Source organism: Pseudoalteromonas sp. TB41 (assembly GCF_000497975.1).
GTDB classification, from domain to species: domain Bacteria; phylum Pseudomonadota; class Gammaproteobacteria; order Enterobacterales; family Alteromonadaceae; genus Pseudoalteromonas; species Pseudoalteromonas tetraodonis.
In genome coordinates this window covers 1-24,929 of the sequence record NZ_AUTH01000083.1, presented here as the reverse complement: position 1 = coordinate 24,929, position 24,929 = coordinate 1, and the positions used below count along the sequence as shown (strand labels likewise).

At 40.0% G+C, this 24,929-nt stretch carries 24 protein-coding genes and 1 pseudogene; 18 read left to right on the top strand and 7 right to left on the bottom strand.

Features of this window, described 5'->3' with window-relative positions:
- Positions 1-540 precede the first annotated feature (540 nt).
- Both pdxH and L641_RS0112795 read left to right on the top strand, forming a co-directional pair.
- Complete coding sequence (gene pdxH, locus L641_RS0112800) at positions 541-1,179, top strand: pyridoxamine 5'-phosphate oxidase (RefSeq protein ID WP_024602100.1); 639 nt, start codon at positions 541-543, stop codon at positions 1,177-1,179.
- A gap of 12 nt (positions 1,180-1,191) precedes the next feature.
- Complete coding sequence (locus L641_RS0112795; RefSeq protein ID WP_024602099.1) at positions 1,192-1,959, top strand: TatD family hydrolase; 768 nt, start codon at positions 1,192-1,194, stop codon at positions 1,957-1,959.
- Here L641_RS0112795 and L641_RS0112790 read toward each other — a convergent pair.
- Positions 1,926-2,546: an AhpA/YtjB family protein gene (locus L641_RS0112790; protein WP_024602098.1), complete on the bottom strand. Its 621-nt coding sequence runs from the start codon at positions 2,544-2,546 to the stop codon at positions 1,926-1,928. The two genes, L641_RS0112795 and L641_RS0112790, sit on opposite strands and share 34 nt — an antisense overlap.
- Positions 2,547-2,688: 142 nt before the next feature.
- On the opposite strand from L641_RS0112790, the gene serB reads away from it, so the two are divergent.
- Entirely contained in the window at positions 2,689-3,714 is a 1,026-nt protein-coding gene (serB, locus tag L641_RS0112785) for a phosphoserine phosphatase SerB (RefSeq protein WP_024602097.1), read from the top strand.
- On the opposite strand, the gene L641_RS0112780 is transcribed toward serB, so the two are convergent.
- Positions 3,711-6,191, bottom strand: a complete 2,481-nt coding sequence (locus tag L641_RS0112780) for a PilZ domain-containing protein (protein ID WP_024602096.1) — start codon at positions 6,189-6,191, stop codon at positions 3,711-3,713. The genes serB and L641_RS0112780 overlap by 4 nt on opposite strands.
- Positions 6,192-6,546: 355 nt before the next feature.
- Between L641_RS0112780 and radA the strand changes: the two genes are divergently transcribed.
- The gene (gene radA / locus L641_RS0112770; RefSeq protein ID WP_013465693.1) at positions 6,547-7,932 is read left to right on the top strand and encodes a DNA repair protein RadA; all 1,386 of its coding nucleotides are present in this window, start codon (positions 6,547-6,549) and stop codon (positions 7,930-7,932) included.
- 85 nt (positions 7,933-8,017) lie between these two features.
- Positions 8,018-8,950, top strand: coding sequence for a hypothetical protein (locus L641_RS0112765; RefSeq protein WP_024602095.1), 933 nt, complete (start codon positions 8,018-8,020; stop codon positions 8,948-8,950).
- Between the two features lie 92 nt (positions 8,951-9,042).
- Here L641_RS0112765 and serA read toward each other — a convergent pair whose 3' ends face one another.
- From serA to metK, 5 genes are all read right to left on the bottom strand, one after another.
- Positions 9,043-10,272: a phosphoglycerate dehydrogenase gene (serA, locus tag L641_RS0112760; protein ID WP_024602094.1), complete on the bottom strand. Its 1,230-nt coding sequence runs from the start codon at positions 10,270-10,272 to the stop codon at positions 9,043-9,045.
- Between the two features lie 9 nt (positions 10,273-10,281).
- Positions 10,282-10,935: a ribose-5-phosphate isomerase RpiA gene (gene rpiA, locus L641_RS0112755; RefSeq protein WP_024602093.1), complete on the bottom strand. Its 654-nt coding sequence runs from the start codon at positions 10,933-10,935 to the stop codon at positions 10,282-10,284.
- 53 nt (positions 10,936-10,988) lie between these two features.
- Positions 10,989-11,585: a 5-formyltetrahydrofolate cyclo-ligase gene (locus tag L641_RS0112750; protein WP_024602092.1), complete on the bottom strand. Its 597-nt coding sequence runs from the start codon at positions 11,583-11,585 to the stop codon at positions 10,989-10,991.
- 18 nt (positions 11,586-11,603) lie between these two features.
- Entirely contained in the window at positions 11,604-12,149 is a 546-nt protein-coding gene (locus L641_RS0112745; protein WP_013465688.1) for a hypothetical protein, read from the bottom strand.
- Positions 12,150-12,288: 139 nt separating this feature from the next.
- Positions 12,289-13,440 carry a methionine adenosyltransferase gene (gene metK, locus L641_RS0112740; protein ID WP_010387726.1) on the bottom strand — a complete coding sequence of 384 codons (1,152 nt, stop codon included), beginning with the start codon at positions 13,438-13,440 and terminating at the stop codon, positions 12,289-12,291.
- A 265-nt stretch (positions 13,441-13,705) separates the two neighbouring features.
- Between metK and tkt the strand changes: the two genes are divergently transcribed.
- The 13 genes and pseudogenes from tkt to L641_RS22945 form a co-directional block, all read left to right on the top strand.
- On the top strand, positions 13,706-15,697 hold the full coding sequence (gene tkt, locus L641_RS0112735; RefSeq protein ID WP_024602091.1) for a transketolase: 1,992 nt from the start codon (positions 13,706-13,708) through the stop codon (positions 15,695-15,697).
- A gap of 295 nt (positions 15,698-15,992) precedes the next feature.
- On the top strand, positions 15,993-17,183 hold the full coding sequence (locus L641_RS0112730) for a hypothetical protein (protein WP_024602090.1): 1,191 nt from the start codon (positions 15,993-15,995) through the stop codon (positions 17,181-17,183).
- Positions 17,180-17,986, top strand: coding sequence for a hypothetical protein (locus tag L641_RS0112725; RefSeq protein ID WP_024602089.1), 807 nt, complete (start codon positions 17,180-17,182; stop codon positions 17,984-17,986). The genes L641_RS0112730 and L641_RS0112725 overlap by 4 nt, the downstream gene beginning before the upstream one ends.
- Positions 17,979-18,785 carry a hypothetical protein gene (locus L641_RS0112720; protein WP_024602088.1) on the top strand — a complete coding sequence of 269 codons (807 nt, stop codon included), beginning with the start codon at positions 17,979-17,981 and terminating at the stop codon, positions 18,783-18,785. The genes L641_RS0112725 and L641_RS0112720 overlap by 8 nt, the downstream gene beginning before the upstream one ends.
- Entirely contained in the window at positions 18,778-19,584 is an 807-nt protein-coding gene (locus L641_RS0112715; RefSeq protein WP_024602087.1) for a hypothetical protein, read from the top strand. Before L641_RS0112720 ends, L641_RS0112715 begins: the two co-directional genes overlap by 8 nt.
- A complete protein-coding gene (locus tag L641_RS0112710) occupies positions 19,577-20,383 on the top strand; it encodes a hypothetical protein (protein ID WP_024602086.1) in 807 nt (268 codons plus the stop codon). The genes L641_RS0112715 and L641_RS0112710 overlap by 8 nt, the downstream gene beginning before the upstream one ends.
- Before the next feature lie 454 nt (positions 20,384-20,837).
- A complete protein-coding gene (locus L641_RS0112705; protein ID WP_024602085.1) occupies positions 20,838-21,152 on the top strand; it encodes a pyrimidine/purine nucleoside phosphorylase in 315 nt (104 codons plus the stop codon).
- Between the two features lie 189 nt (positions 21,153-21,341).
- Positions 21,342-21,698, top strand: a complete 357-nt coding sequence (raiA, locus tag L641_RS0112700) for a ribosome-associated translation inhibitor RaiA (RefSeq protein WP_013465684.1) — start codon at positions 21,342-21,344, stop codon at positions 21,696-21,698.
- A gap of 142 nt (positions 21,699-21,840) precedes the next feature.
- The gene (locus L641_RS0112695; protein WP_024602084.1) at positions 21,841-23,073 is read left to right on the top strand and encodes a divalent metal cation transporter; all 1,233 of its coding nucleotides are present in this window, start codon (positions 21,841-21,843) and stop codon (positions 23,071-23,073) included.
- A gap of 137 nt (positions 23,074-23,210) precedes the next feature.
- The gene (locus L641_RS0112690) at positions 23,211-23,654 is read left to right on the top strand and encodes a hypothetical protein (RefSeq protein WP_024602083.1); all 444 of its coding nucleotides are present in this window, start codon (positions 23,211-23,213) and stop codon (positions 23,652-23,654) included.
- 64 nt (positions 23,655-23,718) lie between these two features.
- On the top strand, positions 23,719-23,925 hold the full coding sequence (locus tag L641_RS0112685; RefSeq protein ID WP_024602082.1) for a hypothetical protein: 207 nt from the start codon (positions 23,719-23,721) through the stop codon (positions 23,923-23,925).
- 22 nt (positions 23,926-23,947) lie between these two features.
- Positions 23,948-24,404: pseudogene (locus L641_RS22345) on the top strand (GNAT family N-acetyltransferase).
- 370 nt (positions 24,405-24,774) lie between these two features.
- Positions 24,775-24,929 (top strand): PAAR domain-containing protein (locus tag L641_RS22945; protein ID WP_173399876.1); only part of this gene is annotated, 155 nt, incomplete at its 3' end.

The following is a 24,929-nucleotide window of genomic DNA, read 5'->3' as shown; positions in this document are numbered from 1 at the left end:
TACGTGTAGTTCGCTTTGACTGCGTTGTCGTGCTTTTTTAGCCTAAGTCACATACTATATGTATGCTCCTTGGCATAATAAAGCACTTCGCCTTGTCAGCACTTCTACACTTGCAGATATCTGAGTTGTGTAGTTCGTTTTAGCTGCGTTGGTAAAACTATTTAGCCTAAGTCACATACAAACCGTATGCTCCTATGCATAAATAGTTTTACCGCCTTGCTAGCACTCCTAGACTTACAGATAATTTTAGGTTTAGGTGTTAGATTTATATTGACACTGTTCGGTATGTTCACCAATTTTGTAGCTGATAGCTGATAGCTGATAGCTGATAGCTGATAGCTGATAGCTGATAGCTGATAGCTGATAGCTGATAGCTGATAGCTGATAGCTGATAGCTGATAGCTGATAGCTGATAGCTGATAGCTGATAGCTGATAGCTGATAGCTGATAGCTGATAGCTGATAGCTGATAGCTGATAGCTGATAGCTGATAGCTGATAGCTGATAGCTGATAGCTGATAGCTCTTTAGAAGGATTTGATATGAAACTCGAAGATATTCGTCGTGAATACCTGCAAGATGCGCTCAGTGAAGACAACTTGCTTGATGATCCGTTTAAGCAGTTTGAAACCTGGCTTGAGCATGCTGTTGCCAGTAACTTGCCCGACCCTACAGCAATGGTGGTCGCTACGGTTGATGACACCGGTCAGCCTTCACAGCGTATTGTGCTGCTAAAGCATTTAGATGATAACGGTTTTGTGTTTTTTACTAATACCGGTTCACGAAAAGCACAAGAGCTTAAAGGCAATAATAAAATTTCCTTGCACTTTCCGTGGCACCACATGGAGCGCCAAGTGATTGTGTATGGTGAGGCGCAGCCGCTTCCAACGTCAGCCGTGGCTAAGTACTTCTTATCACGTCCAAAAGAAAGTCAATTAGCCGCTTGGGCGTCGCAACAAAGCCGCCCGGTGTCGTCGCGCAAAGTGTTAATGGAAACCTTTGCCAATATGAAAAACAAGTTTGCCAAAGGTGAAATACCACTCCCTGATTTTTGGGGCGGATATTGTGTTGTGCCGCAAAAAATCGAGTTTTGGCAAGGCGGAGCTCACCGTCTACATGATCGCTTTATGTATCAGCGTCAGGCCGATAATAGCTGGCAAATAACGCGCTTAAATCCGTAGTGGGCTAGTTTTTTGAAGTTTATAGACTCGCATTGCCATCTTGATTTTAGTGAGTTTGATGCAAACCGCGAATCACTTATTAATGCCTGTGTAGCAAAGGGCGTTAGCCAATTTATTGTGCCAGGTATTAGCTTGGCGCAATCTCAAAACCTACTAGAGTTTAAAGCAACCTACCCACAAGTCAGCATAGCGGCAGGGCTGCATCCTTATTTTTTAGCGCAACATCAGCAATCGCACTTAGAATCGCTGTATAACTTTGCTAAAACAAACAAAACTCAGCTGGTGGCTATTGGGGAGTGCGGGCTAGATCGCAGTATCGAAAATCTTGAAAAACAAACCTTTCTGTTTGAGCATCAAATAGCGCTTGCTAATGAGCTTGAGTTACCGCTGATTGTGCATCACAGGCAAAGCCATGATTTAATAGCGCAATCGTTTAAGCGTTGTAGGCCAAAAAACGGCGGTGTGATCCATGCTTTTTCAGGCTCAATTCAACAAGCGCACTATTATATAAAGCAGGGTTTTAAACTTGGAGTCGGTGGGGTTATAACTTACGAGCGTGCAGCTAAAACACGTGCGGTTATAGCAAAGCTTGAGCCGCAGCATTTAGTGCTTGAAACTGACTCACCTTCAATGCCGCTAAGTGGCTATCAAGGGGAGGTAAATACCCCACTGCATATTCCTAACGTATTTGATGCGCTTTATGGTTTAAAACCAAATAGCGATAAATTTCAATTAGCTGAGCAGCTTTATGATTCATGCTCAGACGTTTTTTGTATATAACGATTTACTTGCCAGCGCTTTAATCCTCGGCCTAATTGCCAAGTAAAAATACAGGCAATCACTAACATAAGTAGCACTTGGCGACCTAAATCATGAAAATGATTATGGCTTGCCGATACTGCAGCACGGGTTAAATAGGTAATAGATACAAAGCCAATAGGGCGGTTGTCGTCTGAAATAACTTGCTCAACAAAAGGCGTTTTTAACTTACTAATACCCGGCGATGAGTCAGGTAATAAGCCATACACATGATGCGATTGCCAATTATCGCTGCTCGCAAGTACCACACCTTGTTTGTCATAAATAGTGGCCGAGAGTACAAATTCATCTTTACTGATATTGTTGCATAAGGTGGTCAGTTGCGATTTGTTTTTTTCTATCAGCGGATTTTTAGCATTCAGTGCCATAAACTGAGTGAGAGATTTAGCTGCGCTATTGGCATTATCGTAAAGCAGTTGATGACTTTGAAAGCTACTATTTATACCCACCCAGCTTAATAATACAAAGCAGCCAGCGGCCAATAGCAAACGGACTAAACGCTTTTTTTGCGAGGCTGTAAGTGGATTTTTAAGATGGTTATTTTTCATAGTCACCGTATATGCTGCTGACAGCATTTTGATTTGATGTTACAACTACACTATAACCTTAAATCCACCCTGATGGCGAATTTTGTATCTTATATTCTTATCATCAATGCGCTAAATGTCAGGAAATATAAACGGAGATCCCATGTCGAACGCGAACATGGCACAGCACAGCGCTGAGCAACCATTATCACAACTTACCTTAAATAAATGGTTCAGCTATCAAAAGGGCGTATTTGCACCTTTAAATACAATTCCAAGTAGAGAGCGAGGGCTTTTTAGTATCGCATTTGCAGGCGATTTTAGTATGGCGCATATTAATAGCATGATTGAATTTTTTGCCATTCACCAGCAAAACGTGACAGCAATGTGCCAATACCAGCCAGATTTAGGGTTATCTCCGGCATTATGTTTTTATATAGAAAGTGCAGAGCGCGCAATAAACCCACTTGAACTTCAAACTTTTGCAAATACCTTGGCGTGTCAGTTAGTGCAAGTAACTAGCCCCCCTGATTTAAAAAAACCAGGATTATTGGTAATGGATATGGATTCAACGGCCATTACTATTGAGTGTATTGATGAAATTGCACGCTTAGCGAATGTATACGACGAGGTTGCCAACGTAACCGCGCAGGCAATGGCAGGTAAGCTTGATTTTAGTGAGAGTTTAAACCAACGCGTTGCCAAGCTAAAAGGGATTGAAAAAAGCTTAATTGATGATCTTAAAAGTGCACTGCCTTTAATGCCGGGTATTAAAGCATTGTGCCAAATTTTAAAGCACCACCAATGGTATTTAGCCATTGCATCAGGCGGGTTTGTGCCGTTTGCAGAGCGTGTACAAGAGTTAATTAATTTAGATGAAGTGCATGCCAATGTATTGGAATTTAAAGACGATAAACTAACAGGTAAGGTGTTAGGAGGCATTGTTGATGCTGAGCAAAAAGCGGTTATTTTAGAATCGCTCCAACAAAAACTAGGCCTTGAAAAAACGCAAACTGTTGCCATTGGTGATGGCGCAAATGATTTAAAAATGATGGCTCAAGCAGGATTAGGCGTTGCTGTGCATGGCAAACCTAAAGTAGTTGAACAAGCCCAAGCGGCTATTTGCCAAGGCTCGTTATTACAATTGCTGTATATGTTGGCGGTTCCGCTAAATCCATCACAGGGTTAACGTAAACGGTTTAACCAAATTAGTTTTCGCCTAGACATTTGCTCAACCTGTTGTTGGTTGAGCGATAAATGTACAAGGGCTTCGTCACTTACATCAATAATATCGCCAACTCCCGATACTGACCACAAGGCATCCTCTAAGTCTTTAGCCTTGTGAATTGCGTATTGGCTAACGTATTTTAGCTCATTTGCTAAGTAGTCAGTATCGAGTCGACCAGTACGTGAAATATATAAACGCATTATAAAAACCAGCTCAGACTTCAGCCCTTTACTTACTTGCTGTTTAAACTCGCTGCAGTCGGTGCCTAAAATACACTGACTGGTAATTGCATCGGCTATATTTTCTTTTTTAGGATCGAAGTTAATCACCAAACTAAATTCTAATGGCGAGTCTTGGCGAGATCGCTCTTTAATATTCGGGGTGATCACATCAGCAATGTGCGCTTTAGTAATAATATTTGATAAGTCTGTTTTAGTATTTAGCAGTGAAAAATTTTGTAAAATAACATGCAGAGGGCTTGGATATAAACCAAATCCCATGGCGCCAATTTCAAAGTGAGCCATTGATTTATGTAAGTATATTGGGAACTGGCAAAGTGTTTTGGTTACCATATTTCTAAGTGCTGTAGAAAGCCCAGGTACTTTAGGTGACTCCTCTGCTATTTTTAATTTTTGTTTATTGCTGTCAATTAAAAGAGTAAAAAAATCGACCCCAGTATGAGGCAATTTTTTCTCTACATGTGCTTTTAAATTAATCGTGGTTAACGATTTACTCACCGCCATCACTTCATATTGAATAAGACTTAATGAATAACTTTTGGTGATTTTTTGTAAATCAGGGAATGACAGCGACACGATATCGCCTTTTTTAAAGTTTACTTCTTGATTACACTCTAGCTGTAAACCAAAGACTGAAAAGTCCCGAGTATGGCCATGCAGTACTGAGTCACGGGTGTTAATAACGACGCTGGTTTTATAAAGGTAACGCTTATTAGAACGAAGGTTCACGTACTCTAACGGCACGGTATTTAGCTCCGGCGGTGATGCATGCTTACTGTGGCCAAACAATTTCAATTTATTGGCCAAGGCTTTATCAAATTCATACTGTTGATAATGCTGTTGTTCATGCTTATTACCTACTTGAGTAAGTAGCATTAAATATTTTACGTCTTTTATGGCGCCTTCAACACGTGGTGAAGGCGGTTTATTAAGTTTCTCAATATCCTTACCCAAAGAGTTAGGTAAAGATAAAGGAATATAAGCATCTTCAGTATGGCTTGGCATCAATTGTAATTTAAAGCAGCGCCAACTGTCTCTTCGGCTACCAAAACCAAAAAATAACGCTTTTAATTGTGCATGTTGCTCAAGCTCTGAACGAGTGGCTGAATAGTAGTAAATTTTTCCTGCAGAGACATGGGTAAAGGTATATAAATATTCCTCTTTTACAGCAACAGGTTTTAGTGCCAAGTTACGAATACGCTTATGGTTTAACACACTGTATAGGCAAGATACTTTGCGCTCATCGGTAAAGTAACGCTGAATAAACAGGCTGTTTTCTGTAGTTAAACTTAAGCTTGGATAATAAACACCGTTTTTTTGACTTATAAAAACGTATAGCGAATTGACCCTAGGAATGTAATATTGCTCGTATCCTTTAGAAATAACTGCATCGAGGGTGTTATCTAAGTTCACTTTGTAGCGGCGTTTATTTCCATGGATAAAGCTTTCTAAAAAATGATCAAACGCGGTGTTGTTTTCTTTAAATGTGCGTTTTAAGCGAATATGATTAAATTCATCCGAGGTGTTTTCTATCGCAACCACTTCGTATTCAATCCCATTTTTTAACCCAAGCTCAAAATCTTGTTCAAGGCCAACTAAGTGCATAACAATAAGCTGACCTTTTTTTAAGTTATAGCGGGATGCCAACTTAATTTTACAGCCACTGAGTGAAATATCAGAAGTACTTGCTTCAATTTTTGTTTGCTCATCGTACTCAATAGTAATTTTAATTGAGTAATTCATTCGCTCTTCGCTACGACTTTCATAAGCCGCAAACTTAATTACATCGGTGGATAGTTCGGGTAATGGTTCAATTATTTTAGCTGGGGTGGTCGTTGATTTTTGCTGTAATACACGATAATTATTTTCGGTATTCATCACCGCTTCGTACACGGCAAGGGTGTAGCCTTTATGTTGTTTTATTGCTGCTTCGAATACTTCAATGGCGGTGTCATCCATAAAGTGTTGTTTACCGTTATGCTCATATGGTTTTACTTGGCCGGTTACTGAGCCTCGCAGATCAATAAAGCGGTCTATCGGCTGAGATAAACGCGACATTTCCATTTTTATTAAAAACTGCTCGGGTTTGCTTAACTCGGCGGTTTTTGACTTGAAAATGAGATCAAACTTAGCATTTCCCAAATACTGTTTTAATTCATTTACAAGCGCTTCATGCTTAAGCAATACGTCATCAGCCATTTATAAATCATCACCGTCTAATTTAAAAAGTAGGTATACTGTTGCAATTATTTATTAGAGAATTAAATAAATCTAATATCGAAAAGTAGTTAAATGCGACCACGATATTATGCGTAACTATACTTTGTGTTTATTGTTATTCGTTATGAGCCAATTAATTGGCATGTTTTTATTAGCTTTTTAAAGCAAGAAGCATGCCCTAAAGCAGGTTAAATGAAACTACATCAGTATAGTGTAAGTGTGATACTAAATGCGCTATTCCACAAGGCGTTGTTGCTAAGGTAAAGCCAGCAATGGCAAAATAAGCGCTTAACAGTCAATATTTCAAAATAAAGAATAGTAGGTAAGGTTTTAAATGGCTAAAGCGGCAAAAGTAGAGTTTGTTTGTACAGAATGTGGCATGAACTATCAACGCTGGCAAGGTCAGTGTCGCTGCGGTGCGTGGAACACATTAGCAGAGTTTAAACCTTCTGCAGGGCAAAGCAAAAAAGTAGCAGCTCGTGCAAGTGTCGGTGGCTACGCCGGTGGTATTGGCGGTGGCTCTAAAAAAATTAATGAAGTAGCAACCTCAGAGGCAGAAAAACAGCTTACTGAAATTGGCGAGCTTGACCGTGTACTAAGCGGCGGTGTAACCACCGGCTCGGTTAATATTATTTCTGGCGATCCGGGGGCGGGTAAAACCACGCTACTATCGGATTTAGTGGCAAGAATGTCTCAGCGTATGCCATCACTTTACTGTACTGCGGAGGAGTCTCTATCGCAGTTTAAAAATAGGGTTAATCGGTTAAAACTAAATTACAACGAAGATGAACTCTATTTACTGTCAGAAACCAGTGTTGAAACCATTATTGAAGAGCTGGATAAAAACAAAATTAAGTTTGCCGTTATCGACTCTATTCAAGCCGTTGTCACCGATACCGCTAATGGCAGCCCAGGTTCACCTTCTCAGGTAAAAAGTGCCGCTCAAGCATTAACTCAATATTGTAAGCAAAACGACGTGACTATGTTTATTATTGCTCACGTAAATAAGAATAATGAAATAGCCGGCCCGCAAACCTTAGTACACATAGTTGATGCACTGTTACATATTGATACCAACGATGGTCAAGTGCGCACCCTGCGCGCTAATAAAAATCGCTTTGGTGATATAGATACTGTCGGCATTTTTAAAATGTGTGAACGCGGTATGCTCAGTGTGGATAACCCCAGTGAAATTTTCTTATCGGGCTCAACCACTGAATCACCGGGGTCGACGATTACCTGTATTCGTAAAGGTAATCGTAATTTACTACTCGAAATTCAATGTTTAACCACTGAAACAGAAGCAGAATTTCCACAGCGAGTATGTGTTGGTTTAAATATGAACCGGATTAAAATGCTCACTGGTATTTTACGTAAACACACTAAAACTAAAATATTTCACGATACGTTTTTTAATATTGTGGGTGGTCTAAAAATTGATGAATCAGAAACCTGTATTGATTTAGCGCTTGTTACTGCACTTTTAAGTAGTTTGAACGAGTTTGTTGTACCTCGAACCACCTGTATTATGGGGGAGCTAAGTTTAAACGGTGATGTGCGTCCAATCGACAGTGGTGTACCCCGTGTTAAAGAAGCGGCGCAACATGGGTTTACTGAAATATTTATCCCATTTCGTAACTACCATAAATCAATGGAAGGGCTGGGTGCTAAAATAACGCCAGTTAAAACAGTGCACGAGCTACTGAGTTTAATTAACTAGCAAACAAAAAGTGCTTAACGATGCATGTTCTCAATGTTAGTCTTGCTTAAAGCCACTTATATAAAGAGTTTAATAAGGAAATGACATGAAAAAATTAGTGATTGCAGCCGCGATTATTGCTGCAGGTGTGGGTGGCGTGAGCTATGCAAACTATGTTGCAACACAAGAGGTACGTGCTGAGGTTGATAAACAGTTGGCCTTGGTCAGCGAACAAACCGGTGCTAGTTTTAACTACGCAGAGCTATCGGCGAGTGTTATTTCAAACAGTGTTGCCATTAGTAATATTGAAGTGACTAGCCCTGAGGGCGATAAAATTGCCACGGTTGAGCATGTTGAAGTGACAGGCTACGAAACCGATAAAATATCGCCACATACTGCTTTTACGTTAAAAAACTTCCAATTTGATAAAAGCTTTGTCGATACACTGCCTGCAGATACAAATACACAACTTGCCTCAGCCAGTTATGATTTACACTCTTCATTAGATTACGACGAGCAATCAGGTAACAGTGATATTGTTGTTAAGCTGCAAGCTAATGATATTGCTAGTATTGATATGGACATGGGGCTGGCTAATTCTAAAGCGCTTATGGATGCTTCACTAGAAATAAGCAAAGCTCAGCAAGCTGCAGGTAATACACCGCTTACTTATGAGCAAGAGCTACAACAGCAAACAATGATTATGCAAGCAATGAGTAAGCTAGAGCCACGTAATGTTAGCTTAGTTGTTAATAACCAAGGTGATCTTAAAGGCTTATTAGAAAGCGAGTTGGCAAAGCAAGGTATGACGTTAGAGCAAATGCAAACAATGCTTGAACAACAGCTTCAACAAGCACCTGTGACCGAAGAAATAGCCAAGGCGTTAACTGATTTTGCTAAAGGACTAAATTCGTTTAGTGTGTCAGCAAAACTGCCTGAAGGTAAAACTATGATGGAAGTGAATCAGCAACTAATGATGTTAGCAGGGCAACCCGAAGAGCTGGTTAAGTTTATAAATTTAGAAGTTAAAGGCAAATAACAGCGGTAAGTTATAAGCCGTCAGGATTCAATTTAAAACAAAAAAGCCGTACTTGATTATTCAAGTGCGGCTTTTATTATTTTAGCTGATAGTTAGTGAAGAATACGCGCTCTAATTGTACCTTCAACCGCACTGAGCTCTTTAAGTGCGACTTCTGAGTGATCTGTGTCTACATCAATAACCACGTAACCAATTGCTTCATCGGTTTGTAAGTACTGTGCGGCAATGTTAATACCGTGCTGAGCAAACGCTTGGTTAATTTGCGTTAGCACGCCAGGGCGATTGTGATGCACGTGTAACAAGCGGCTGCGATTAGCAAGCTCTGGCAATGATACTTCAGGGAAGTTAACTGCAGTAATAGTTGAGCCGTTATCTGAGTACTTAGCGAGTTTACCCGCTACTTCAATACCAATGTTCTCTTGTGCTTCTTGAGTAGAACCACCTATATGCGGCGTTAAAATAACGTTGTCGAATTCACGCAGTGGCGAGATAAATTCTTCATCGTTAGATTTAGGTTCAACTGGGAATACGTCAATTGCTGCGCCGCTGAGTTTTTTCTCTGTTAGCGCTTCTGCTAGGGCGTCAATATCAACGACAGTACCACGTGAAGCGTTAATTAAAATAGAGCCTTGCTTCATTACCGCCAATTCAGCCGTGCCAATCAGGTTTTTAGTTTGCGGTGTTTCAGGTACGTGCAAGCTAATAATATCAGCGCGTTGCAATAGCTGCGTTAAGTTATGTACTTGTGTCGCATTACCTAAAGACAGTTTGTCTTCAATGTCGTAATACTCCACGTTCATACCAATATTTTCAGCCATAATGCCCAACTGAGTACCAATGTGACCGTAGCCAATAATACCTAAGGTTTTACCGCGCGCTTCAAACGAACCATTGGCTGTTTTTAACCAGCCACCACGGTGCGCAGCGGCATTTCGCTGTGGAATACCACGTAATAAAAGCAGTATTTCACCTAGTACAAGCTCAGCTACAGAGCGAGTATTTGAAAACGGGGCATTAAATGCTGCAATACCGCGCTCACGTGCTGCGTTTAAATCTACTTGGTTGGTACCAATACAAAAACAACCGATAGCAACCAGTTTTCCAGCTGCATTTAATACCGATTCATTAATATGAGTACGAGAACGCAGCCCCACAAAGTGCACATCTTTAATGCGCTCAATAAGCTCGTCCTCAGGTAGCGATGTTTTAACGTAGTCGATATTGCTATAACCGTTACGTTTTAGCGTTTCAACAGCGCTTTGATGAACACCTTCAAGCAAGAGAATTTTAATTTTGTCTTTTGCTAACGATACCTTACTCATAACCATATCCTATTTAATTTGTGGCCCATTTTTTGTGCCGATAATCACTTTATCAGCACCGCGCTCTGCAAATAGGCCGTTGGTGACTACGCCAACAATTTGATTTATTTGTGTTTCAAGCTGTTTAGCATGGGTAATTTTTAAATTATGTACATCTAAAATAACGTTGCCGTTATCGGTTACAACACCTTGGCGATACACAGGATCACCGCCAAGTTTTAATAATTCGCGGGCAACATAGCTGCGCGCCATCGGAATAACTTCAACTGGCAGTGGGAAATCCCCTAAGGTATCGACTAGTTTGGTGTCATCAACAATACACACAAACTGTTTAGCCACTGCCGCTACTATTTTTTCACGGGTGAGCGCTGCACCACCGCCTTTAATCATTTCGTTTAGAGCGTTAATTTCATCTGCGCCATCAACGTATACATCCAGAGCATCAACATCATTTAGCTCAAATACTTCTATACCAAGTTCTTTTAAACGTGCTGTAGACGCTTCTGAACTAGATGCTGCACCAACAATGGTGTCTTTTACTGTGCCTAAAGCATCAATAAAATGATTAACGGTTGAGCCTGTACCAACACCCACTATGGTGTTTTCTTTTACAAACTCCAGTGCAGCCCATGCAGCTGCTTTTTTTAATTCATCTTGTGTCATTGCTATGTGCTCATTTATGTCAAAAATAGACTGTTAGTTTACAAGATTAATTGTTACCAACAGTAGGTTTTATTGGGTGTAATAATAGTTTTAAGAGGCACATCCCACGATTCAATTGGGAGCTTATCCACTTGTTGGCATTCGTGTGCTAGGCCAATAAGTTGTGGTTGCTGCCAGTTTTCTTCGTGTAAACGTGCCAAGGTTCTATCGTAAAACCCACCCCCCATTCCAAGGCGATTACCAAATTTATCAAATGCAACAAGTGGCATAAGTAGATAATCAAGCGCTGGCAATGGGCATATTTGAGAGCAGTTCAGCTTAGGCTCCAAGATACCATAGCGGTTTGCCCTCATGGGTGAGTTATTTTCATATCGTTGAAATAGTAAATTAGCCCCGTTGAAAGGGTGAATTATAGGTAAGTAAACATGCTGTTTTTTGAGCCATAATTCTTTAATTAACAATGATGTATCTAGCTCTCCATCATTGCTTAAATAAATGGCGATATGTTTTTTTTTAGCTATTTTTTGGCTTTTTATATATTGAATAAAATTCACTTTAAGCGAGTGGGCCGCTATTTCTTGCTGGTTTTTTGATAGATTATTCCGTGCTTTACGAATATCGAGTCTTATTTGTGCGCGATTATTGCTCATTAAATAACTAAACCATAATTAAAAAGAGAATAAGTTCGGGAACATTAAATACACAGCAAGCACAATAAGTAATATTACAACTGTGGCAATCAGTGAATATAAAACAAGGTTACTGCGTTTTTTGGGTGTTGTAGAGAGTGGCTCATCTAGCATTAAATCGTCATCTTGCCATGGTTCGTCATTTTCATCAGGCAGTGATAACTCAACCTCGGGGAGACGTTGCTCAAGATCCTCAAGTTTTTCTTCAAGACGAATTAAGCTACTAGTAATGTAATCTAGGGCATCAAATAAGCGCTGATCTCGCTGGCTGTCGTGCGCTTTTTGAGAAGTAGCTTGTGTAGGGGCTGTTTGCTGAAGTTTGCTTTTGATCCCCAGCGTTGAAAGTAACTTAGCTTGCTTAAGGGCTTTCTCTTTGTTGCTAGGAGCAAACAGCGGCTTGCCATTAAAAAATGCCGCCACCTTTTCAGGTGAGGTTTTTAGTTTTTCTGTCAGTGCATTGGTCACTGCTTGGCTGTCTGCGCCTTCTGCAAGTCCTACAAATATAACACGAAAATTGTCGGCCATTTTTTATCCCTAACACGCTTTATTGTATAAGCAGAGTATATACCTAAAATGTTAAACAGTTCGAGACTGTTTTATGACTAACTTAATACACATAGCAAAACGGCCCTAAAAAGGGCCGTTTTAATATTAGCTAGGTGGCTTACAGGCCAGCTGCTGCGCGAAGTGCGTCTGCTTTATCTGTGCGTTCCCATGGGAATTCATCACGGCCAAAGTGGCCGTAAGCCGCTGTTGGAAGATAAATAGGGCGCTCAAGATCAAGCATTTGAATTAGGCCGTAAGGGCGTAAGTCAAAGTGTTCACGAATAAGTTCGATTAAACGCGCTTCTTCTAATTTACCTGTGCCAAATGTTTCAACACTGATAGATGTTGGCTCTGCAACACCAATAGCATAAGACACCTGAAGTTCACACTTGTCAGCAAGGCCAGCAGCAACAATGTTTTTAGCAACATAACGTGCAGCATAAGCCGCTGAGCGGTCAACTTTTGATGGATCTTTACCAGAGAAAGCACCACCACCGTGACGAGCCATGCCACCGTAAGTATCTACAATGATTTTACGACCAGTTAAACCACAGTCACCCATTGGTCCACCAATTACAAAACGGCCAGTTGGGTTAATAAAGAATTTAGTGGCACTAGTAATAAGCTCAGCAGGAAGTACTGGCTTAATAATCGTTTCCATTACCGCTTCTACTAAATCACTTTGCGATACATCTTCGCTGTGCTGAGTAGAAAGTACAACGGCATCAATGCCTACTGGCTTGCCATTTTCGTATGCAAACGTAACCTGTGATTTTGCATCTGGACGTAACCAGTTAAGCTCGCCGCTTTTACGTACTTGTGCTTGGCGTTGTACTAAACGGTGAGAATAAGTAATTGGAGCAGGCATTAATACTTCAGTTTCGTTACATGCGTAACCAAACATTAAGCCTTGGTCGCCAGCGCCTTGCTCTTCAGGGCTTGTACGATCAACACCTTGGTTAATGTCAGGAGACTGTTTACCAATCGTGTTTAAAATTGCACACGAATCGGCATCAAAGCCCATATCTGAGTGTGTGTAACCAATTTCACGTACTGTTTTACGTGTAATTTCTTCGATATCAACCCATGCGCTAGTCGTGATTTCACCACCAACCATAACCATACCGGTTTTAACGTAAGTTTCACACGCTACACGGGCATGAGAGTCTTGCTCTAGGATAGCATCAAGTACCGCATCAGAAATTTGATCGGCGATTTTATCCGGATGACCTTCAGAAACAGATTCAGAAGTAAATAAATGTTTTGCCATTGTAATTATGCTCACAAATATTGCGCTTCACAAACGTCGGTATTAGCGCTAAAAAATTAAGGCGCGTATTTTATCTAAAACAAATGAACTTGCATAGTTTTTTTACGCCTAGACGTCTAAATAAAATATCTAATAGTAAATGGTTCTTAAAAAATATTCATAATGCCCTATTTTTATGGGTTTTTAATTGCACACAGCCCCCACAATAAGTAAGAATGGGGATAAATAAATACCCGCGCAAATACATATAAAGGTAGGAGAATTCATGCCATCTCGCAAAGAACTTGCAAATGCTATTCGCGTCTTGTCAATGGACGCAGTACAAAAGGCCAAATCTGGTCACCCTGGAGCCCCTATGGGCATGGCTGATATCGCAGAAGTATTATGGCGCGATTATCTAAAACATAACCCAACAAATCCAGAGTGGGCTGACCGAGATCGATTTATACTCTCAAATGGTCACGGTTCAATGCTAATTTATTCTCTACTGCATTTAAGTGGTTACGACTTGCCACTGGACGAAATTAAAAACTTCCGCCAAATGCATTCTAAAACACCAGGCCATCCAGAATATGGATACGCGCCAGGAATTGAGACCACTACGGGCCCATTAGGTCAAGGGATCACAAATGCGGTAGGTATGGCGATTGCTGAAAAAGCATTAGCAGCGCAGTTTAACCGTGAAGGCCACGACATTGTTGATCACCACACGTATGCGTTTATGGGTGATGGTTGTTTAATGGAAGGTATTTCTCATGAAGCATGCTCACTAGCCGGTACATTAGGCCTAGGCAAATTAGTGGCATTTTGGGATGACAACGGCATTTCAATCGACGGTGAAGTTGAAGGTTGGTTTAGTGATGATACCCCAGCACGTTTTAAAGCATACGGCTGGCATGTAATTAGTGACGTTGATGGCCATGATAGCGATGCAGTAAGTACAGCAATTGCAGAAGCTAAAAGCGTGACTGATAAGCCAACACTCATTTGTTGTAAAACTATTATTGGTTACGGCTCACCTAATAAATCAGGTAGCCACGATTGTCACGGTGCACCACTAGGTGATGACGAAATTAAAGCGTCTCGCGAGTTTTTAGGTTGGACGGGCGATGCATTTGAAATCCCTGAAGATATTTATGCACAGTGGGATAACAAAGAAAAAGGCCAACAGCTTGAAGCAAGCTGGGACGAAAAATTTGCCGCATATGAAAAAGCATACCCAGAGCTAGCAGCAGAATACAAACGCCGTACACATTCAGAATTACCAGCTGACTGGGCTGAAAAATCACAAGCGTACATTGAAGAGCTGCAAGCAAATCCAGCAAACCCAGCATCACGTAAAGCGTCGCAAAATGCATTAAACGCGTTTGGTCCGTTACTACCTGAGTTTATGGGTGGCTCTGCCGATTTAGCAGGTTCAAACTTAACAATTTGGGATGGCTCTAAAGGCTTAACGGCAGACGATGCAAGTGGTAACTACGTTTACTACGGTGTGCGTGAGTTTGGTATGTCGGCAATTATGAATGGTATTGCACTTCATAAAGGCTTTATCCCTTACGGTGCAACGTTCTTAATGTTTATGGAATACGCACGTAACGCGGTTCGTATGGCTGCATTAATGAAGCAACCAAGCATTTTTGTATACACGCACGATTCAATTGGTTTAGGTGAAGATGGTCCAACTCACCAACCAGTAGAGCAAATTGCCAGCATGCGTTTAACGCCTAACCTTTACAACTGGCGCCCATGTGACCAAGTTGAGTCGGCAATTGCATGGCAACAAGCTATTGAACGTAAAGACGGTCCTACATCATTAATCTTTACTCGCCAAGGCTTAGAGCAACAAGCTCGTGATGCCCAGCAATTAAGCGACGTTAAAAAGGGTGGTTACATCTTAAGTTGTGACGGCAATCCAGAGCTTATTTTGATTGCAACGGGTTCTGAAGTACAGCTAGCGCAAGACTCTGCGAAAGAGCTACGTGGGCAGGGTAAAAAGGTACGTGTTGTATCTATGCCATGTACTGATGCGTTTGAAGACCAATCGCCTGAGTACAAAGAAAGCGTATTACCAGCAAGCGTTTCACGTCGCGTAGCGATTGAAGCGGGTATTGCTGATTACTGGTACAAGTATGTAGGCCTAAATGGCGCCGTAGTCGGTATGACCACCTTTGGTGAGTCGGCACCGGCAAACGAGCTATTTGAGTTCTTCGGCTTTACGGTAGAAAATGTAGTTAACAAAGCAAACGCATTGTTTTAATTAATTACTTTAGTGTTTTAAAAGCCCGCCCTGTGTATAGCAGGGCGGGCTTTTTTGTATGTTGGTTAGAGCAAAGCGTAACCCTATGGGGGGGACTTGTGCCGCAATCTGCAGTTTAGGTCCTACTTTAGGAGAGCATTAAAACAATCAAGTTGTTACTATAAATAGCTATTTTAAATGTTTACTAAGACCGAAAAATGTCCAAATAAAGGCAAATACAGCATAAAATTATTTTTGCTCTAAAAATTAGTTTGCAGTATCATTTCAGGCACAGACTCATTTACAAGGAAGAAATATGTCTTGGTCTAAACTCAATAAAACCATTAATGCCCATTCTGTAATCCCTCTTGACGCGCTAAGTTGTCGTGATTTTGGTGTTAATCTCCCCGTTAATTTTCCATTTAATAAAGTTAAATTTACTTGCCAAGCTCTCGCTATGCTATCGCAGCTCAATGACTATGATTTAAAAATGGTCAGTGCCGATATCATTCAAATATGCGCGAACCCTAATGCCACAAACTCAATTAAGCATAGCCGTAACCCGCTGCGCCGTTTGTGGCGAACAAAGTACCCGTTCCGTAATTACCATTTTTTAATACGTTATAGTTTGGAGTCTAATTTCATCTCAATAACAGATGTATTATTTGATAAGCAGCTACAAGGAACTAAAGATGTTTTTTCAGCTGAGCGCACCATGCTTTATGAGGTTCAAAGGCTTAGCAACCATAGCTACGATAAATCAATGGATAGAAAAGAGATAAGGAAAATACAAGGAGCGTGGGATGAAGATGTTACTCCTACTACACGAATTAACACACAGCATGCGGCGGTTAACGGTATGCAAAATGAGCTTACCAAAGCCACATGGTTAATGGGCACCCATCTTGACAGAGCTTACGAGGGGGACGGAATAAAGGCTTATACGTTATTTCATAACCCAACAGATAGGCCAAAATTGGATTTAGTGGAGTGCGCCTTTGACAGACGCTCGGGCACTAAATCCCACAATGCTCAGCATTTAGCAGCCGTGCTGGCACAAAATAATCAGCAAGGTAAACAAGTAAAATGGCTAGCTCACAGTCAAGGGGCAATCATTTTTTGCGCTGCATTAGAGCATTATCGTATTCACTATGGTAAGCCACTTAAGGGCCAGCAACTCGCCGTGCATGGTTCAGGCTCAAATGTCGATCGTTTAAAGCGCATTGCCCAAAGTACGGGGCTAAAAATTATTGCTGTGCGTAATAACCCTTATGATTTAGTGCCTAATCTAGCGGGGTGTAATGACTTATCTTCAAGTAGTTTTGTGCGTTCGATGAAATTCAGAGGTTTTGTTAAAGGAGGCGATGCAGGTGCAAGCCCACACACTTTGCCATTTTTAGGTCTAGTAACCTATGCAGACCAATTGCAACTGCTAGGCTATAACGATAAGGCCGATATAGTAAGAAAGTTTATTAAAACTCTACCGCCAACGGATGCGCGATTATGATCAAATTAGCCAAGACTTTTTACCGTGGTTTTATTGGCGGGCCCAGCTTCGACAACTGTATTCACCACCGTCTTATTCTAGAAGAAAAGCTACTCACTCTCGATATGCCTAGCAGTAATGTTGCTGCTGTACCGTCTACCATTGACGTGTCGTTTCCCTATAATTCAAAAAGTTGGTTTAATCAGCACAAGGAAGATTATTTCCATCACGTATATGTGCATATGCTTACAGAAAATTGGATGTACTTGCCACCAATAAGTTATCTGCCAAGCAGTGAGTATGGCATGCTTAGTTGCCAACTAAGGATTAAACAATCTAATGAAATCAATGTACTGGATACCGTGCAACTCAAGCATTTTGTAATTGAATCATACGATAACTTCCATTGGGCCCCTGATGGAAAAAACACTAAGATTAAAAATGATACCACTTTAGAATCAAGTAAAATGGCCGTCCCCTTTGAGCCAGATGAGTTAGAAGAAGAAATTTTAGGTCGTATTGAATCTTATGGAAAGCCGCCATTACCTGCCGCTAAAGAGGTTGTGATTAATAATCGCCAGTGGGTGTTTTACCAGGTAAAAAAAAGTAATAGACGCTCTCGCCAAGATTTTTATTGTTTACCATTAAGTGAGCATGCATTTTTAGAGGTTGAATTTAATCATCGTGTTGACCGCTCAGATAAGCATAAAAAATGGGCTAAACATGCACTTGAATCACAGCAGCGAATCATGGAATCAATTAAACTCAGTAATTTACCCCCCGATCACGATAATTTAATTACTGATAATTCTAAGAATGATTAAATTAGCCAAGGCTTATTACCGTGGCTTTGTCGGTGGGCCCAATTTTGAAAATTGCATCCACTATCGCTTTATTTTAGAAGACAAACTACTCACTCTCGGTGTGCCAGATAGCAATGTCGCAGCTGTACCGTCTACTATTGATATCTCATTTCCGTATAATTCAACCAGCTGGTTCAACCAGCATAAGGAAGATTATTTATATCATGAATACGTGCATATGCTCACTGAAAACTGGATGTATTTGCCACCAGTTAGTTATTTGCCCAGTAGTGAGTATGGCATGCTCAGTTGCCAATTACGGATTAAACAAACCAATAAAATCAATGTGCTTGATATCAGCCAATTAAAACATTTTGTAATTGATGAGTACGATGACTTTCATTGGGGACCTGATGGCAGAAATACCGAAATTAAAAAAGATACTACATTAGAATCAAGTAAAATGGCCGTCCCTTTTGAGCCTGATGAGTTAGAGGAAGAAATTTTAGGACGTATTGAGACTCGAGGATATCCACCACTACCAGCGGCCAAAGAAGTTATACTTAATAATCGCCAGTGGGTGTTTTACCAAGTAAAAAGAAATAATAGCCTCTCTCGCCACGATTTTTATTGTTTACCATTAAGTGAGCATGCTTTTTTAGAAGTAAAGTTTAATCATCGTGTTGACCGCTCAGATAAGCATAAAAAATGGGCTAAGCATGCGCTCGAATCACAGCAGCGAATTATGGAATCAATTAAACTCAGTGATTTACCTCCCGATCACGATAATTTAATCACTGATAATTCTAAGAGTGATTAATTTAGCTAAGGCGTTTTATCGTGGTTTTATTGGCGGGCCTAGTTTTGAAAATTGCATCCACCATCGTCTTATTCTAGAAGATAAGCTACTCACTCTCGATGTGCCGGATAGCAATGTCGCAGCTGTACCATCTACCATTGATGTGTCGTTTTCCTATAATTCAACTAGCTGGTTTAACCAACATAAAAAAAACTATTTACACCATGAATACGTGCATATGCTCACTGAAAACTGGATGTATTTGCCACCAATAAGTTATTTACCAAGTAGTGAGTATGGCATGCTCAGTTGCCAACTAAGGATTAAACAAACCAATAAAATCAATGTGCTTGATATCAGCCAATTAAAACATTTTGTAATTGATGAGTACGATGATTTTCATTGGGCCCCAGATGGAAAAAACACTAGAATTAAAAATAGTACTACCTTAGAGTCGAGTAAAAGAGCAAACCCTTGGCAGGGGGAAGCTTTAGAAGAAGAAATTTTAGGTCGTATTGAAGTTTATGGTCAGCCGCCATTGCCTGCGGCTAAAGAGGTAATTATTAATAATTACCAGTGGGTGTTTTACCAAGAGTGCAGAGGTAATGTTCTTTCTCGCCACGACTTTTATTGTTTGCCATTATGTGAGCATGCTTTTTTAGAGGTAAAGTTTAATCATCGTGTTGACCGCTCAGATAAGCATAAAAAATGGGCTAAGCATGCACTTGAATCACAACAGCGAATTATGGAATCAATTAAACTCAGTGATTTACCCCCAGATCACGATAATTTGATTGCAGATAATTCTAAGAATGATTAATTTAACCAAAGCTTTTTACCGTGGTTTTGTAGGAGGCCCTAATTTTGAAAATTGCATCCACCACCGTCTTATTCTAGAAGACAAGCTGATAACACTCGATGTGCCTGATAGCAACGTCTCAGCAGTGCCGTCTACCATTGATGTCTCGTTTCCTTATAATTCAACCAGCTGGTTTAACCAGCATAAAAAAAACTATTTACACCATGAATACGTGCATATGCTCACTGAAAACTGGATGTATTTGCCTCCAGTAAGTTATTTACTAAGCAGTGAGTATGGCATGTTTAGTTGCCAACTGCGTATTAAACAAACCAATAAAATCAATGTTCTTGATACTATGCAATTAAGACGCTTTGTAATTGATGAGTATGATAATTATCATTGGGGGTCAGATGGTTATAACACTAAGCTTCAAAATGATACTAAGCTAGAGTCGAATAAAAGAGCAAACCCATGGGAAGGCGAAGCACTGAAAAAGGAAATTTTAGGGCGCGTTGAATCTTATGGTTATCCGCCACTGCCGGCAGCTAAAGGAGTAATTATTAATGATCGCCAATGGGTGTTTTATCAAATAAAGAAAAGTAATAAGCATTCTCGCCAAGACTTTTATTGTTTACCATTAAGCGAGCATGCATTTTTAGAGGTTGAATTTAATCACCGTGTTGATCGCTCTGATAAGCATAAAAAATGGGCTAAGCATGCGCTTGAATCACAGCAGCGAATCATGGAATCAATTAAACTCAGTAATTTACCCCCCGATCGCGATAATTTAATTACTGATAATTCTAAGAATGCTTAACGTAATCGAAGCGTTTTTATGGCTTTTAAAAGTTAAAAAGTCCACCCTGCGTAAAACAGGGCGGGCTTTTTTATGAGTTGTACTTTTATCACTTCCTCTAAAGCATAGCGTCTCATCGCCCTCTTTGTGCACAAATTATTAAAAATTTATTTGAACACAGAGAAGCGAATGAGAAGAAAATGAGGCAATACAAAAACCAAATTAAAAAATTAGTTTAGCTGTTTGATTACTGCCTCTAAAGCGAAGCGTCTCATCGCCCTCTTTATGCATAAATTACTAAAAGATCTGTTCGAAACTCGCAGCCCATTGCTCGAAGCATATCTCTCTATAAAGTCGTTCATTTTTAATCTTTTGGCTTCTAAATGAGTAATTTTCACAGCACTTAACTTGCAAGGTTTTTATGTATCAGGCACTGTGGGGGTAACAAAATTATAAATTAACAACAGGAGTTAACATGCCAAAGTTCGATAACGTTAGTGTGGTTAAAAAAGCCAATGTGTATTTTGATGGCAAAGTATCAAGCCGTACTGTACTTTTAGGTAACGGTGAGGCGAAAACCTTGGGTTTTATGCAACCCGGTGAATTTGAGTTTAATACTAACCAAAAAGAGTGCATGGAGTTGTTAGCAGGGCAGTGGGATGTATTACTACCTGGTGAAACACAGTGGAAAACATTTAATGCGGGCGAGTCATTTAATGTTGATGCTAATGTGAGCTTTCATGTAAAAGTAAGTGATTTTGCAGATTATTGTTGTTCATACACCGATTAATTTGTTGGTTGATTAAATTTTCAACACCTCTAAAGGCCGCTTTAAAGCGGCTTTTTGCATACTTAATGCTAAATGAATGATCTAAATCAGGTGGGGTAATAAATAATTGCGTAATTTTCATTTTTTCTCTTGTGTTAATTCGTTTAGCCCCCAATACTAACTATGAGGTAACAAATAAAAGGATACCCTATGAAAATTAATCTTTCTGGTCACCATGTTGACGTTACTGATTCTATTAAAGAACACATTAACGAAAAGTTCTCAAAAGTCGCGAGCCATTTTCCATCATTGATATCTCTAGATATTATTCTTTCAAAAGAGCATCATAAGTTCCAAGCAGAAATTAGCACAAATTATGAAGGTGCGCGTATATCGGTTAAAGGGGAAAACGAGGTTATGTACCCAGCCATTTCCAGCGCAGCTAAAAAACTCGATGCCGCACTAAAGCATCGTAAAGGGCAAATAAAAGCGAACTTACATGAAAAGCCTGTAAGTACCACACCTGAAATAGCACATGAAATCATCCAAGAGATGGATTTAAATTAATAACTAACAATGTGTTATTTTTAAAAAGAGCCTAAGGGCTCTTTTTTATTGTCTGTAAATTAGGTAAATTATGCATTCACACAGTTTATTAATGATTAAAATTAATAATAAAAGCACATAACACACCAAATTTGAGAAGTTAATGCAGTACACACAAAGCACATGGAAGTCTCGGTTAGGAGCGCTCGGCCCAGGTATTTTAATGGCTACCGCTGCCATTGGTGGCTCACACTTAGTTGCATCGACTCAAGCTGGCGCATTATTTGGCTGGCAGCTATTTTGGCTTATTGTGGTGGTTAACGTTTTAAAGTACCCGTTTTTTCGTTTTGGTATGGAATACACACTCGCTACTAAAAATAGTTTAGTCGAAGGGTATAAAAACCAAGGGCCTGGCTATTTTTACAGTTTTATTGTATTGAATATTATTGCCGCGGTGGTAAATACCGCGGGCGTATTGTTGCTTACTGCGAGCTTATTACACTACGCATTACCGATTAGTATTCCCGTTACCTTATTGTGCTGGTTAATATTGGCTGCGTGTTTAATTATATTATTACTAGGGCACTTTAAAGCACTCGATAATGTTGCAAAAGCTATTATGGGGCTACTTACTATAGCAACCATAACTGCATTAGTTATTGCTATAAATAACGGCCCTGTAGCTCCTGTAAACTATGTTGGCCCCTCACCATATGAACTTGCCATGTTAGGCTTTATGGTTGCCTTAATGGGCTGGATGCCAGCGCCTATTGAAATTTCGGCTCTGAGCTCGTTGTGGCTTAAAGAAAAACAAGCTCAGCAAAGTGTGACTAAAAGCCAAGGCTTATTCGACTTTAATGTAGGTTATTGGTTAACCGCCGGGCTTGCGCTGGTATTTTTTAGTTTAGGTGCGTTAGTGCAATATGGGCAAAGCAGTAATATAGAGCTTGGCGGTGTAGCCTTTGCTAAACAGCTGATTGATATGTACGCATTGACTATTGGCGAGTGGGCAAGGCCTTTGGTATCTGCCATCGCGTTTTTGTGTATGTTTGGCACCACACTCACCGTGCTTGACGGTTACGCCCGCACACTTAACGAATCGCATAAACTTCTTGGTTTTAAGCAATCAAAACATAGCTTAAATACGTGGCTTATATTACAAGCATTGGCCGGTATGGCGGTGATCTTATTTTTTAAATCAGCTCTTGGGCCCATGCTTACCTTTGCCATGACGCTTGCGTTTGTAACCACACCGGTTTTTGCATGGCTTAACTTCAGCCTAGTTCGCTCAGAGCCTGCGATTAAACACAGTCTACTTTTGCGTGGCTTAACCTGGTTAGGCTTGGTGTACTTGGTTGGTTTTGCTATGGCGTTTGTGGTTTGGAAGTTGATGTAATTTTATATTCGAGGTTCGAGGTTCGAGGTGAAAGGTACAAACCAAACGATCTCTGCATAAATACCGGCTAGTGTGGACCACGATAGCCTACGGTGGGCGAGAATTGGCCTGTCAAAAGTAATAGCTAGGTGAAAAAGATGATCATACTTGAAAGCCAAGTATTTAAGACAATCCCTAAGTCTTCAGAACAGAGCTTTATCTTTTTAAATAATACGCAAACAGATAAAGTTGTTGATGGTACTTATTTGGAGCTTTGTATTAAAGCAGGTTGTAAATTCCTTGTCTTTATGACTGATGACACTCCTTACGAGGATATGCTTCATATCCATCTCTTGAATGAGCGCCTTGATATTGTTGATTCAGCTACGATTGGTAGTATGTATTCAACGGGATCTTTTCGAAATTATAATATTCAAAACTCGAACACGTTAACTTTTCATTTTATTGGCGATACTAAATGGAAAATAGAAATACTAGATAGTAAGGAGTTCTTATTTCCTCTTATTTCTTCACTTAAAGGGGTTTCGAGAAAGAATATTTTTTATCAATATTTTAAAATTTATAACAACCTTTCGTTATAAACCTTGTAACTTTAAATTGTCCTAGGTAATCATTATCTTATGTTTAATCTACAAGGAAGAAACTATGATATTTAATATGCTCATTACAGACAACTTCGCATCATTTTATGATGAGGATAAAGAAGTACATATTTTTATTGATAGTTTTGATAATCAAAAGTTTGAGATGCGAATAGGGGGCTTAGAACACTCGAAATCAGTCGGTAGCGTTTTAGCTTCTAGTCATGATGAGTTAAATATAAGGTTATTAGCGCTTTATATTAAATATTAATACACGGAAAAATGAGTTGAAAATGGAAATAAGAACAGGCGAGCTTTCAAACCCACACGTTATAAAGTTACTACAAGCGCATCATAACGATATGCTAAAGCACTCACCTGTTGAGAGTGTACATGCACTTGATGTGAGTAAACTCACTCAGCCCAACATAACATTTTATAGCTTATGGATTGATAATAATTTAGCGGGTGTAGGTGCATTAAAAAGCGCTCAATACAACTCATGGCGAAATTAAATCAATGCGTACCTCAAGTAACTATTTATGCCAAGGCATGGCGGCTAAGTTACTCACGCATATTATTAAGCAAGCAGCACTGCGAGGTTACAAAACAATAAGCTTAGAAACTGGAACAGCAGAGGCATTTTTGCCCGCACAAAAGCTCTACGTCCAATTTGGTTTTAAAGAGTGTGAACCGTTTGGGAATTATGAACTAGATCCGTATAGCCTGTTTATGAGTAAATCGGTTTAAACTAAAATGACCGAGAAGTAACGTTTTGTAGTTATATGATTTAAATATTATCCGCATGGCTCTTCAGAGCGATAACCGGTCATTGAAAGTGGCTAAATATCGTCGTTAATTGATTGGTTAAGCTGTTCTTTGCGCATATATTCATGAAAATGAGCGACGCGCGCATTATTGCTCTATTAAACTTTACTTAAAATTCTAGAAAAATTAGTCATAGTAATACATTAGGTTATTTGTTAAAACTATATCATGCAGAAAAATGAGTGTTTAGTCGGCAGAAATATGCGCGATGAGCGCACTATTAAAATGTTATGGCCTCGCAGCCTGATAATTCCGGTATAATCCTGCCCTTTCAAATGACAAGGAATGTTTCATGAGTAAACCCGCTGCCCGATTGGGCGATATGCACGTCTGTCCCAAAGTTGAACCCGGCCCGGTGCCCCATGTGGGCGGCCCAATTGTACAGGGTTCGACCAATGTGATTATCGGCGGCATGCCCGCCGCCCGCGTCGGCGATATGGCCGTCTG